The organism is Ruegeria arenilitoris, assembly GCF_013031355.1.
GTDB classification, from domain to species: domain Bacteria; phylum Pseudomonadota; class Alphaproteobacteria; order Rhodobacterales; family Rhodobacteraceae; genus Ruegeria; species Ruegeria arenilitoris_C.
The window spans coordinates 270,562-283,463 of sequence record NZ_WPZO01000003.1 but is presented as its reverse complement, the minus strand read 5'-3'; the positions used below and the strand labels follow the sequence as shown (position 1 = coordinate 283,463).

Genomic DNA, 12,902 nt, shown 5'->3' with positions numbered 1-12,902 from the left:
TAGACCTGAATCGCAACGACATATTTAGGAGCGAACAGGAATGTCCCACACCCCGCATGAACTGGCCGAAGAGTTTCCGGACAAAGTCGAACTGATGAGCCAGCTCAAGCAATCGGATGCGCATTTCGCCCGGCTGGCGGATGAGTATCACGAGGTCAATCGCGTCGTTCACCGCGCGGAAACCAATATTGAGCCGATGGAAGATCTGGCCGAAGGCGAGTTGCGCAAGAAGCGCGCCGCGCTGAAGGATGAGATCTGGTCGATCCTGTCGAAGGCTTAAGGCAAAAGGGCGGGGGCTCTGCCCCCGTCGCGGCAAGCCGCGACTCCCCCGAGGTATTTTCAGGCCAGGTGAAGATCAGGTGACTTCATAGGGCAGGGTGCCGCGGGTATGGGCGTCGATGGCTAGGCGGCGTTCCAAAGGTGGAACTGATCGCTGGTGGCAGTTTTGCCGCTCGCAGATACGGCAGGAAATGCCGATGGGTTCATAGGCGCTTGCGTTATTGATATCGAGGTTGTCGGCATAGACCAGCGCCTCCGCGTGGCGGACCTCGCACCCCAAAGCGATGGCATAGCGACGCACGGGCGCACCGTAGGACCCGCCTGATTTCGATACGTCCCGTGCCAGTGAGATATAGCGGACACCGTCCGGTGTTTCCGCCAGTTGCCGCAGGAAATGGCCCGGGGTTTCAAAGGCGCGGTGAACGTTCCACAGGGGGCAGGCGCCGCCGAAGCGGGCAAATTGCAGGCGTGTGGCCGAGTGGCGTTTGGTGATGGTGCCCGCCTGATCGACACGCACGAAGAAAAACGGGATGCCCTTGGCGCCGGGGCGCTGCAGTGTCGAAAGCCGGTGTGCGATCTGTTCGATGGATGCGCCAAACCGATTGCTGAGCAGTTCCAGGTCGTGGCGATATTCCTGTGCGGCAGCCAAAAACGCGTCATAAGGCATCAGCGAAGCCCCGGCAAAATAATTGGCTAGGCCGATTTTGGCGATGGCGCGAGCCTCGTCGCTTTGGAACTTGGCAAAATCCAGCGTGGCCTCGAGCAGCTTGTCCTGGCTGATCAGCGCCACCTGAAGCAAAAGTTGAAACACCTGCGTCTGCGGTGCAGTGCGCGACGAGAGTTTCAGCGTTTTGCTGTCAGCGTCGTATTTTCGGGTTTCGGGAATGTCCACGAACTGCACCCGAATGCCGCGCTCCCCCAGGCTGTTTATGGCTGCGGCGCGAATGCCTCCGGCCTCTTCGGCGCGTTGGGAAAACCGTTCAGCCGCGCGGTCAACCGCGTCAATGTAGTTGTCGCAATAGTGGAAGAAGTCGCGCACTTCCTCCCACGGGCTAGCCTGAATCTGTGCGTCTTCACGGCCCAGAGCCTCGTCCAGTGAAGCCAGCCGTTCGTGCGTTTGTCGGTACGTGCGGTGCAGGGCGATGAAGGCACGGGCCAGCGCCGGGGCGTTCGAGGCCGTCAGGCGCAGATCCGCCAGCGGTGGCATGTCGTCGAATACCGGATCGGCCAGCGCCTCACGCATGTCCGAGACCAGGCGTTCGCTGTCGCCGGTGCTCAGCTCGGTCACGTCCATGCCAAATTCCTGCGCCAGTGCCAGAACAACCGTGGTCGAGATCGGCCGGTTGTTGTTCTCCATCTGGTTCAGGTAAGGCAGCGAAACTCCCAACTTTGTGGCGAATTCCTTTTGCGTCAGGGTCAGGCGCGTGCGCATTTCACGCAGTTTTGCACCGGCATAAAGTTTTTGGGTGGCCATGGCGTGCCTTTGCAACTTTCCTTTCGCTGCAGGCTAACTTTGCAAACCGATCGGCGCAAGCCGCGTTACAGGCCCAGTTGTCTTTCGCGTCTTATGACCGAAACGATGGCGCAGATTGCCAGAACCGATGTGGCCAGCATCAGCCATAGCAATGGCATCGCGCCGGTTTCGCGGGTCAACAAGGCTCCGGCCAGGGCGCTGAGGCCAGCACCGCCGCCAAGCATGATTGCACCGCTCAGGCCCGAGGCGGTAGCGGCCAGGTGGGGCCGTACGGACAGCGCGCCCGAGGTGGCATTGGGGATTGTCATGCCGTTGCCGATGCCGACGAAGGTCATGAAGCCGAAAAAGCTGAGCGCGGTGCCAAAGCCTGCCAGAAACAGGATGGCTGACAGGGCGACGCCGATCGCGTTCAGCCAGCACCCCCAAAACACCATCCGGTTCACGCCAAACCGGACTGAGTAGCGCCCGCTGAAGAAGTTGCCGAAGAAATACCCAACGGCGGGCGCACCAAAATAAATGCCGACCTGAGCGGCGCTGAGGCCGAAAAGTTCAGTGCCAATAAAAGGCGCTCCGCCCAAATAGGCAAAAAACGCACCCGAGGACAAAGCGGAGGACAGAGAATAACCCCAGAACCGGGGTGAGCGCAGCAGCTCTGGATATTCGCGGAACTGTTGTATCAGCGTCTTGCCGCTTTTGGCCGAGGTTTCGCCAAAGTCGACATAGGTCAACGCCAGGGTCATGACGCCCAACGCGAAGGGCAGCCAGAAATTGGCCTTCCAGCCAAAGCTCTCTTCCAGCAGGCCGCCGATTGCTGGGCCGATCATGGGGACAACTGCCATGCCCATCGTAACATAGCCAATCATCGAGGCCGCCTGATCCTGATCGTACAGGTCGCGCACGGCAGCCCGGCTGAGCACCATGCCCACGACCACGATGGCCTGGCACATTCGGAAGGCCAGAAAGACCTCGATATTCGGGGCGTAGATGCAGCCCAGCGTGGCGATAAGAAACAGCGACAGTCCCCACAGCATGACGGGGCGGCGCCCGGCCTTATCCGCGATCGGGCCGATCAGAATCTGCAGTACCGCATTGACCAGAAGGTACAGCGCAATCGACAGCTGCATGACTTTGTAGTCAGTCTGAAAGTGCAGTGCCATGTTTGGCAGGCTTGGCAGGAACAGGTTCAGGCTGAGCGCCGATAGCCCAGAAAGTAAAACCAGCGTTGAGATAGTAGGGGGTGAGCGGTGCACCCGGGATGAACTGAACTGCATGGTTCACAGGTATAGTGACCGTTTCAGGGAATGCTATCCAAGACTGCGTTTCACGATGATACTTAGCAAATTTACAGTTTTCCAGAACTTTGTTGCGGTAAGTTTGCAAATTTGCCGAAAGATGCTTTGGACCTGATGCGTATGCGTATAGTGTCGCCCGAAATCTCACAGGGAATGAGCGCCATGAAAGACATCCTTACCGAGCTTGAAGACCGCCGCAATGATGCCCGGATGGGCGGTGGGCAAAAGCGTATCGACGCGCAGCATGGGCGTGGCAAGCTGACCGCGCGCGAGCGGATCGAACTGCTGCTGGACGAAGGCAGCTTTGAAGAGTTTGACATGTTCGTCAGCCACCGCTGCACCGATTTCGGGATGGAAAATCAAAAGACTGCGGGAGATGGCGTGGTCACCGGCTGGGGCACGATCAACGGCCGGATGGTTTATGTGTTCAGCCAGGATTTCACCGTGTTTGGTGGCTCGCTGTCGGAAACCCATGCTCAGAAGATCTGCAAGATCATGGATATGGCGATCCAGAACGGTGCGCCGGTCATTGGAATCAACGACTCGGGCGGTGCGCGAATCCAGGAAGGCGTGGCCTCGCTGGCGGGGTATGCCGAGGTGTTCCAGCGCAACATCATGGCCTCGGGCGTGGTGCCGCAAATCAGCGTGATCATGGGCCCCTGTGCCGGTGGTGCGGTTTACAGCCCGGCGATGACCGACTTTATCTTCATGGTCAAAGACACGTCCTACATGTTCGTGACCGGCCCCGACGTTGTGAAAACCGTCACCAACGAGGTTGTCACCGCCGAGGAGCTGGGCGGTGCATCGACCCACACCAAGAAATCCTCCGTCGCCGATGGCGCGTTCGAAAACGATGTCGAGGCTTTGGCCGAAGTGCGCCGACTGGTCGACTTCCTGCCGCTGAACAACCGCGAGAAACCTCCGGTGCGCCCGTTCTTTGACGAACCTGACCGGGTCGAAACCTCGCTGGATACACTGATCCCGGACAACCCGAACACGCCTTACGACATGAAGGAACTCATCACTAAAGTGGCGGATGAGGGTGATTTCTACGAAATTCAGGAGGATTTCGCCAAGAACATCATCACCGGTTTCATCCGTCTGGAAGGGCAGACCGTGGGCGTCGTTGCCAACCAGCCGATGGTTCTGGCCGGGTGTCTGGACATCGACAGCTCGCGCAAGGCCGCGCGGTTTGTGCGCTTCTGCGACTGTTTCGAGATTCCGATCCTGACGCTGGTAGACGTGCCGGGCTTCTTGCCTGGGACTTCGCAGGAATATGGCGGTGTGATCAAGCACGGCGCCAAGCTGCTGTTTGCCTATGGTGAAGCCACCGTTCCGAAAGTCACCGTGATCACCCGCAAGGCCTATGGTGGTGCATATGACGTTATGGCCTCCAAGCACCTGCGTGGTGATTTCAACTATGCCTGGCCGACAGCCGAGATTGCGGTGATGGGCGCCAAGGGCGCGACCGAGATTATCCATCGTGCCGATCTGGGTGATGCGGAAAAGATCGCGCAGCACACGCAGGATTACGAGGACCGGTTCGCCAACCCCTTCGTCGCAGCCGAGCGTGGCTTCATCGACGAGGTGATCATGCCGCAATCCACCCGGCGCCGTGTGTCGCGCGCGTTTGCCAGCCTGCGCAACAAGCAGCTGAAAAACCCGTGGAAGAAGCACGACAACATCCCGCTGTAAGGGGGTGTCCAAATGATCCGCCTGCCAGAGCTCACTCGGTCGGCGGATCATGGCGTAACTGTCGGACCTAAGTTTGACTTTGAGACTAAAGCTGATAGATGACTGACCGTATCAGACATAAAATAGCGCGGGCCAAAAGCCAGGCGCGCGCGACCCCAGAGAGAGGAGCCCGCGTCAAACGGGGCTGGGGTCGCGCCTTAATTCTGATGTGTCTGGGATGGTCATCTACCGCTGTTGCGCAAGCCGACAACCTGCTGCCTGTTCCGTCGGGGCAGCCCGTGCACCTGAGCGATGTGCTGCTGGACAACAATCCGGGCGAATTGTGGGTCAGGTTCCGGTTCGTCGCGCCCAAGATCGGCTACACCGCTGGGCGTATCGGCTATGACGTCGCCTCGAATGACATGCAGCACCTGTGCCAGACTCTCGCGGTTGCCTATGTGGCGCATCACGAACTTGATCCGGCACGTGTTGTGATTTCACTGTCTGACCGGCCTGTTGAATTCGGGCGATCCGAACCTGATGCCACGCAGTTCTTTGAAGCCTACCGGCTGGAGCAATCCCAATGTATCTGGGAGGGGCTCTGACCATGAAACCCCGTTTTCACCACCTCAGAGCGTTTCTGAACACCAATGCGGCTTTGGAGGTGCGCGATATGATCCCATCTGCTTTTAGGGGCGACTCTGCTTCCCTGATTTCTGTGAACAGTGAGGTGCCGACATGCTGAAGCATCGCGGTTTTCCCGGACGTCTTCCGGGGACGGATTTCCAGTTCACCATTCGCCGGGCCAACCCCAAAGGGGTTACCCCGATTACGAGGCGCGAGCGATTCCGCGATCGCAAACCGGCCGACCGTCGTGCAGACGCCGCGTTCATGGAAGCCCTGTGGCAGAATTTCGGCGATCAGCCGTTCGAGCGTGGCAATCTGGACGCCGGCCGTCTGAGCTGGCTGTTCGAGCGCGAAGTGATTGCGGCCGAAGATCCGTTTGATCCGGCCAGCTATGACGCGCTGCTGGTGATCGATGTGGATGCGGCGCGTATGTCGTTCCCCGATATCTTCGACGGGGTGCGCTGAGCTGTGCAGACCACTGCCGCACATATCCACCCGGAGGCACCTTCGGAAAAAACCCTGCCCGGTCGCGGGCAGGGCGGTTCTGTGCGTTCAGAAATTCAGCTGCGCGGCGACCTGAACACGGTTGCCGTCAAAGGTCCGGCCCGTGGGTTCGTCGTTCCGCTCACCATAGATGTACTCGGCGCTCAGCGTAAGGTTCTCTGTGGCCTGATAGAAGGCGTTGACGTGGATCGTCTCCAGCTCGGTAAAGGACAACGTGCCGGTCGAGGTGGGCAAGTCATAGTCTTCCTTGCCGTAAGCGATACCGACATTCCACTTTTCCCCAAGATCCTGTCGGAATTCGATGGTGTAGCCGTCCACATCGTTGGCCTGACCACCAACAACGGCATTACCAAGACCGATCAGATAGGGGCCAAGCGCTTCGCCGGTCACGTAGTTGACCTGAAACAGGCCACCCGCCCACGGGCGCACCGATCCGGACAGAGTAAAGCCGGTCTGATCCACTTCGACTCCGCCGCCTTCGGCCTTGCCATACAGGGCCGCCGCGCGGGCGACATAGGTGCCGTCATTGAATTCCGCCGAGGCGGTCAACACCGGATCATCCGAATTCGACCCGCCGACATTTTCTTCGACCGAAAGGGCGAAGGACGTGTTGGTCCCGAAACTGTTAGTGTAGCGAACCTGTGGAACACGGGCGAAGGCAATACCAACGGGGCCGTTGAATTCAACCGAGGTCGGATAGGTGTCCAGCGGCTGGAAGTTGGTCCAGTATTGACCGATCAGCCAAGTGTCCCCGATTCGGATATTGGCGTGGCGCAGTCGAAATTCGGCGGTGCCGTTCGACGCAAAGAGGTCAACTTCCAGTTGACCGCCGATGTCGCCAATGGCGCTGGGTGTGGTGGTCAGCAAACCGACCCGAGACTGGCGTACGGTGGCACCAAAGGTGCCGTCGGTGGCGGCCGAGGGCTCACCGATGACGTTCACGAATGCGGTGTCGCCCTGGTCGAATTCGAAGTCATAAAAGAAGTCGGCTTTGACATAGCCGTAGACGTCCAGAGTGGTGTTGCCGATTCTGAATTCCCCGGGCGTGGTGCCTGGCCCTGTGGATTCCAGCGCTTCGATCCGGGCGCGCAGCGCATCCAATTCGGCCTGGGTCTCGGTATCTTGGGCAAAGGCCAGTGTGCCGGACACGCCAAGAGCAGAGGCGGCAAGCAGAAGCGCCTTTTTTCTCTTTATAATCATGTGGATGTTTCCTTGTGTGCAGAAGTGCACGGGCAAGGTTTCACGCAAATGTCAGTGTGGGAAATCACGAGAACGGGACGGGATTGCTCCGATTTCTCAAGCAAAATTGTGCGAAGGCTCGGTGAATTTCACAGCATGGTGAACAGATCGGTTAACCATGCGCCTTCGAACGAAATTTTGCTGCATTGGTCGCTGACCAGCCGTGATGATGCACATGCAGAAACGCGCGTTGATGGTGAGTTTTGTAACATCAATGTGACAAGTTCGGCGGGTGGAAACGCGCGCCTGATGGCACAGCGTGTCGGCGCGATTCTGCGCGGAAATTCAGCGTATGGGCGAATTCCAGCCGGAATCTTGCTTGGAAACAATACTTTGTTTGCGGCCTTGATTGTGCCGTGCAAAGTGGACGGGCCGTGCGGCTCTACTTTGCCTGCGCCGCACAAGCACCTACTATTCCGTACCCCTTCCTTCCGCGGGCAGGTTTGTGAAACTCACAAAACCTTGCCCGCGTTTTTCTTTGAGCGTTCTTTGCGCTTAAAGCGGCATAAATCTGCGCAAAACGCAGATTTGCGGGGCCTGTTATTGAATAGCAGCCCCCGCTTACGCCATCTGCGCCCCGACGCATCAAGAAACCAAAAGGGGCAGAGCATATGCGAATCTCTAAATTCATCCTTGCCGTTACGACCTGTGCGGGGCTTGCGGCCTGTGGCGACTCGACCGGCGAACAGGCCTTGCTTGGCGGCGGCGCAGGGGCGCTGGGTTCGGCGGTCCTGGGCGCCGATCCGTTTGTCGGCGCTGCGGTCGGAGCCGCTGGCAACGTGCTTTACTGCAAAACACAGAAGAACTGCTACTAACGTAAATTTCGGGGCGCCCGTCGCCCCGACCGTCATCGCGCGACACGCCGTCGTGGGGTTAAAGCCCCGCGGCGGCGTTTTGCGTTTCCAGAACACCAAGACAAAGGACGTTCCATGTTCAACAAGATCCTGATCGCCAACAGGGGCGAGATCGCCTGCCGGGTCATCAAGACCGCTCGTAAAATGGGCATTGGCACTGTTGCCATTTACTCGGACGCGGACAGAAACGCGTTGCACGTGTCGATGGCGGATGAGGCCGTTCACATCGGTCCCCCACCCGCGAACCAGTCCTATATCGTGATCGACAAGGTGATGGACGCTATCCGCCAAAGCGGCGCGCAGGCGGTTCACCCCGGCTATGGCTTCCTGTCCGAAAACTCGAAATTCGCCGAGGCGCTGGATGCGGAAGGCGTGGCGTTTGTCGGCCCCCCGGTCGGCGCGATTGAAAGCATGGGCGACAAGATCACCTCGAAGAAAATCGCTCAGGATGCGGGCGTTTCGACCGTTCCCGGATACATGGGCCTGATCGAAGACGCGGATGAGGCGGTGAAAATCTCGAACGACATTGGCTATCCGGTCATGATCAAGGCCAGCGCCGGTGGCGGTGGCAAAGGCATGCGGATCGCGTGGAACGATGACGAGGCTCGTGAGGGTTTCCAATCCTCAAAAAACGAGGCCGCGAACTCGTTTGGCGACGACCGGATTTTCATCGAGAAATTCGTGACCCAGCCGCGTCACATCGAAATTCAGGTTCTGTGTGACAGCCACGGCAACGGCATCTATCTGGGCGAACGCGAATGCTCGATCCAACGCCGGAACCAGAAAGTGGTGGAAGAGGCGCCGTCGCCATTCCTCGACCCCGAAACCCGCAAGGCGATGGGTGAACAGGCGGTCGCTCTGGCCAAGGCGGTGAACTATGCCAGCGCAGGCACGGTGGAGTTCATCGTTGATGGCGACAAGAACTTCTACTTCCTCGAAATGAACACCCGCCTGCAGGTGGAACACCCGGTGACCGAACTGATCACCGGTGTCGATCTGGTCGAACAGATGATCCGCGTCGCTGCGGGTGAGAAGCTGACGATCACTCAGGATGACGTAACCCTGACCGGTTGGGCCATCGAAAACCGTCTGTACGCAGAAGACCCGTATCGCAACTTCCTGCCGTCGATTGGTCGTCTGACCCGTTATCGCCCGCCGCAGGAAACTGCGGCTGGTCCGATGCTGGTGAATGAAAAATGGCAGGGTGACGCGCCCGAAGGCGACGCTGCGGTTCGCAACGATACCGGCGTTTATGAAGGCGGCGAGATCAGTATGTATTATGATCCGATGATCGCCAAGCTTTGCACCTGGGCTCCGACCCGCGAGCAGGCGATTGAGGCGATGCGCGTAGCGCTGGACAGTTTCGAAGTCGAAGGCATTGGTCACAACCTGCCGTTCCTGTCCGCCGTGATGGACCATCCGAAGTTTGTCAGCGGTGACATGACCACGGCGTTCATTGCCGAGGAATATCCGGACGGGTTCGAAGGTGTTGAACTGTCCGCAGTTGATCTGCGCCGGATCGCGGCGTCCTGCGCGGCCATGTACCGTGTGGCCGAGATCCGCCGCACCCGTGTTTCGGGCCGTATGGACAATCACGAACGCAAGGTCGGCAAGCGCTGGAACGTGGCGCTGCAGGGGCAGGAGTTCGACGTCAAGGTCAAGGCCGACAAAGAGGGCGCGACCGTCAAGTTTGCCGACGGAGAAAGCTTGCGCGTTGTGTCGGATTGGACCCCGGGCGATCAGCTGGCCGTCGTTGATGTGGACGGCAGCCCGTTGGTCATGAAGGTTGGCAAAATCTCGGGTGGGTTCCGTATCCGCAACCGGGGCGCAGACCTGAAAGTGCATGTGCGCCGTCCGCATCAGGCCGCTCTGGCCAAGCTGATGCCCGAGAAGCTGCCGCCCGATACCTCGAAAATGCTGCTTTGCCCGATGCCCGGCCTGATCGTGAAGATCGATGTCGAAGTGGGGCAGGAGGTGCAGGAAGGTCAGGCGCTTTGCACCGTCGAGGCGATGAAGATGGAAAACATCCTGCGCGCCGAGAAGAAGGGCACCGTCGCCAAGATCAACGCAGGCCCCGGCGACAGCCTCGCCGTGGACGATGTGATCATCGAGTTCGAGTGATCATGACCGCGCTTTTGCCATATCGCACTGGGTCCCCGGCGTTTCGCGCCGGAGGCTTGGGGCGTGGCGAAGGCGTTCAGCCGCCCTCGCGCCGTTCGCGAATCTCGCGTTGGCGCAGGGGGGTTTTGTCGATGGACCGGCCGATCTCGCGCACGCTCCACGGGGAGGGTTTGCGCAGCTTGACGACGCCGTCCTTGTCGACGAACACCATCTGGAACCCGCGTGGCCGCAATTGCGCCCGGATCGGCGATCGCGACGTTGGGTCGGTGTCGGTCAGCACGACAACATCCCTGTCGCGCATGGCTGCCTCGCCCTCGATTAACATGTCGATCTGTTGCTGGAACCGGGGGTCGGCGGGCGTGTCGGCGAAGACAACGATGGGCCGGTTGACCCAGAGAAACTCGCTGAGTTCGCTGTCACCAGCAGGGCGGACAAATTCGTCCTCAGCCGGTGCAGCCCCGTCGGCGGCCATCGCAGCCAGCGGGAATAGTGCCGAGAAAACAAGGGCAAGCGTTCGTGTCATGGGGCCTCCTGTTGAATTGAATATAGCCCCTGTGCCGACGAATGCGACCGGCGAATTGCACCAGGCGTTCAAAATCTTGCCTCTGATCGTGGCCGGACCGACCACCCTGAACATCACATCGCGGGGGATATGCCCTGCCGCGACCCGAATTGAGAAAAGGATATCGCTATGACCGATACGAAAGACTGGCAGGCGCTGGCCGAGAAAGAACTGCGCGGTCGCCCGCTGGAAGACCTGACCCGGGAGACGCTGGAAGGCATCGACGTCAAACCGCTCTATACGCAGGACGATACCGCCGATCTGCCGCATATGGACTCGCTGCCCGGGTTCGGCCCGTTCACGCGTGGCGTGAAAGCGACGATGTATGCCGGGCGCCCTTGGACGATCCGTCAGTATGCGGGCTTTTCGACGGCCGAGGAATCCAACGCCTTCTATCGCCGCAATCTGGCCGCCGGCCAGCAGGGCGTTTCGGTAGCCTTCGATCTGGCGACGCACCGCGGTTATGACAGTGACCACCCGCGTGTTGTGGGCGATGTTGGTAAGGCTGGCGTGGCCATCGACAGTGTCGAGGACATGAAAATCCTGTTCGACGGTATCCCGCTGGACAAGGTCTCGGTCTCGATGACCATGAACGGTGCGGTGATCCCGATCCTGGCAAGCTTTATCGTAGCGGGTGAAGAGCAGGGACACGACAAATCTGTGCTGTCGGGCACCATTCAGAACGACATTCTGAAAGAGTTCATGGTGCGCAACACCTATATCTACCCGCCTGAGCCGTCGATGAAGATCATCTCGGACATTATCGAGTTCACCTCGAACGAGATGCCAAAATTCAACTCGATCTCGATCTCGGGCTATCACATGCAAGAGGCCGGGGCGAACCTGGTCCAGGAACTGGCCTATACGTTGGCCGATGGGCGCGAATATGTGCGCGCCGCAACCGAGGCCGGGATGGACGTGGACAAGTTCGCGGGCCGTCTATCGTTCTTCTTTGCCATCGGCATGAACTTCTTCATGGAAATCGCCAAGCTGCGTGCGGCCCGTACGTTGTGGCACAGGGTGATGACCGATTTCGGCGCGAAATCCGAGCGGTCGAAGATGCTGCGCACCCACTGCCAGACCTCGGGCGTGTCGCTGCAGGAACAGGACCCCTATAACAACGTGATCCGCACCGCCTATGAGGCGATGAGCGCGGTTCTCGGCGGTACGCAGTCGCTGCACACCAACGCTCTGGATGAGGCGATTGCGTTGCCCACCGATTTCTCGGCCCGCATCGCGAGGAACACGCAGTTGGTACTGCAGGAAGAGACCGGCGTGACCGATGTGGTCGATCCGCTGGCGGGCTCTTATTATGTCGAAAGCCTGACCAACGAGCTGATCGAAAAAGCCTGGGCCCTGATGGAAGAGGTCGAGGAGATGGGCGGTATGACCAAGGCCGTAGCCTCGGGCATGCCCAAGCTGCGGATTGAGGAAAGTGCAGCCCGCCGTCAGGCCATGATCGACCGGGGTGACGAGGTGATCGTCGGCGTCAACAAGTACCGCAAGGAGCAGGAAGACCCGATCGACATTCTTGATGTCGACAACGTCGCCGTGCGCGAGGCTCAGGTCGCGCGTCTGGAACGTATCCGCGCCACCCGCGATGAGGCTGCGTGCCAACAGGCGCTGGACGCCCTGACCAAGGCCGCTCAAGAGGGCGGAAACCTGTTGGCTGCCGCGGTCGAGGCCGCTCGTGCCCGCGCATCCGTAGGAGAGATCAGCATGGCAATGGAAAAAGAGTTCGGCCGTCACCGCGCCGAGGTAAAGACACTGGCTGGTGTCTATGGCGCCGCTTACGAAGGTGACGAAGGTTTTGCCGCGATCCAGAAATCCATCGAAGAGTTCGCCGAGGCCGAGGGGCGTCGCCCGCGTCTGCTGGTCGTCAAGATGGGGCAGGACGGGCATGACCGGGGCGCCAAGGTAATCGCCACCGCCTTTGCCGATATTGGCTTTGACGTGGACGTCGGCCCTCTGTTCCAGACCCCTGCCGAGGCCGCTCAGGATGCGGTGGACAACGATGTGCACGTGATCGGGATTTCTTCGCAGGCAGCGGGGCACAAGACACTGGCGCCGCAGTTGGTCGAGGAACTCAAGAAAACGGGTGCCGAGGACATCATCGTGATCTGCGGTGGTGTGATCCCGCAGCAGGATTACCAGTTCCTCTATGATCACGGCGTCAAGGCGATCTTTGGACCTGGCACCAACATCCCCGAGGCCGCGCAGGACATCCTGCGTTTGATCGGCGAAGCCAAAGGCTGATCCCACCAAGATTTTCGACG

11 protein-coding genes are annotated in these 12,902 nt (G+C 59.5%); 7 read left to right on the top strand and 4 right to left on the bottom strand.

All coding sequences use genetic code 11. The features are described 5' to 3' along the window. Positions 1–40: 40 nt before the first annotated feature. The gene (locus GOX63_RS09915; protein ID WP_170325806.1) at positions 41–280 is read left to right on the top strand and encodes a YdcH family protein; all 240 of its coding nucleotides are present in this window, start codon (positions 41–43) and stop codon (positions 278–280) included. Positions 281–355: 75 nt separating this feature from the next. On the opposite strand, the gene GOX63_RS09910 is transcribed toward GOX63_RS09915, so the two are convergent. Then, a complete protein-coding gene (locus tag GOX63_RS09910; RefSeq protein ID WP_170325805.1) occupies positions 356–1,753 on the bottom strand; it encodes a helix-turn-helix domain-containing protein in 1,398 nt (465 codons plus the stop codon). Positions 1,754–1,818: 65 nt separating this feature from the next. Continuing rightward, positions 1,819–3,024, bottom strand: a complete 1,206-nt coding sequence (locus GOX63_RS09905; RefSeq protein WP_170325804.1) for a multidrug effflux MFS transporter — start codon at positions 3,022–3,024, stop codon at positions 1,819–1,821. Between the two features lie 183 nt (positions 3,025–3,207). Between GOX63_RS09905 and GOX63_RS09900 the strand changes: the two genes are divergently transcribed. From GOX63_RS09900 to GOX63_RS09890, 3 genes are all read left to right on the top strand, one after another. Next, on the top strand, positions 3,208–4,740 hold the full coding sequence (locus GOX63_RS09900) for an acyl-CoA carboxylase subunit beta (RefSeq protein WP_170325803.1): 1,533 nt from the start codon (positions 3,208–3,210) through the stop codon (positions 4,738–4,740). A 98-nt stretch (positions 4,741–4,838) separates the two neighbouring features. Further along, positions 4,839–5,324, top strand: coding sequence for a DUF6497 family protein (locus GOX63_RS09895; protein WP_170325802.1), 486 nt, complete (start codon positions 4,839–4,841; stop codon positions 5,322–5,324). 133 nt (positions 5,325–5,457) lie between these two features. Continuing rightward, complete coding sequence (locus GOX63_RS09890) at positions 5,458–5,811, top strand: hypothetical protein (RefSeq protein ID WP_170325801.1); 354 nt, start codon at positions 5,458–5,460, stop codon at positions 5,809–5,811. Positions 5,812–5,898: 87 nt separating this feature from the next. Here GOX63_RS09890 and GOX63_RS09885 read toward each other — a convergent pair whose 3' ends face one another. Beyond that, the gene (locus GOX63_RS09885) at positions 5,899–7,050 is read right to left on the bottom strand and encodes a DcaP family trimeric outer membrane transporter (protein WP_170325800.1); all 1,152 of its coding nucleotides are present in this window, start codon (positions 7,048–7,050) and stop codon (positions 5,899–5,901) included. Between the two features lie 650 nt (positions 7,051–7,700). Here GOX63_RS09885 and GOX63_RS09880 point away from each other — a divergent pair. Then, complete coding sequence (locus GOX63_RS09880; protein ID WP_170325799.1) at positions 7,701–7,904, top strand: hypothetical protein; 204 nt, start codon at positions 7,701–7,703, stop codon at positions 7,902–7,904. Between the two features lie 114 nt (positions 7,905–8,018). Next, a complete protein-coding gene (locus tag GOX63_RS09875; RefSeq protein ID WP_170545630.1) occupies positions 8,019–10,064 on the top strand; it encodes an acetyl-CoA carboxylase biotin carboxylase subunit in 2,046 nt (681 codons plus the stop codon). A 76-nt stretch (positions 10,065–10,140) separates the two neighbouring features. On the opposite strand, the gene GOX63_RS09870 is transcribed toward GOX63_RS09875, so the two are convergent. Then, positions 10,141–10,587, bottom strand: coding sequence for a DUF4174 domain-containing protein (locus GOX63_RS09870; protein WP_170545627.1), 447 nt, complete (start codon positions 10,585–10,587; stop codon positions 10,141–10,143). A 168-nt stretch (positions 10,588–10,755) separates the two neighbouring features. Between GOX63_RS09870 and scpA the strand changes: the two genes are divergently transcribed. Beyond that, positions 10,756–12,882 (top strand): methylmalonyl-CoA mutase, encoded by a 2,127-nt coding sequence (gene scpA, locus GOX63_RS09865; protein ID WP_170325796.1) that lies wholly within the window; start codon positions 10,756–10,758, stop codon positions 12,880–12,882. Positions 12,883–12,902: the final 20 nt, after the last annotated feature.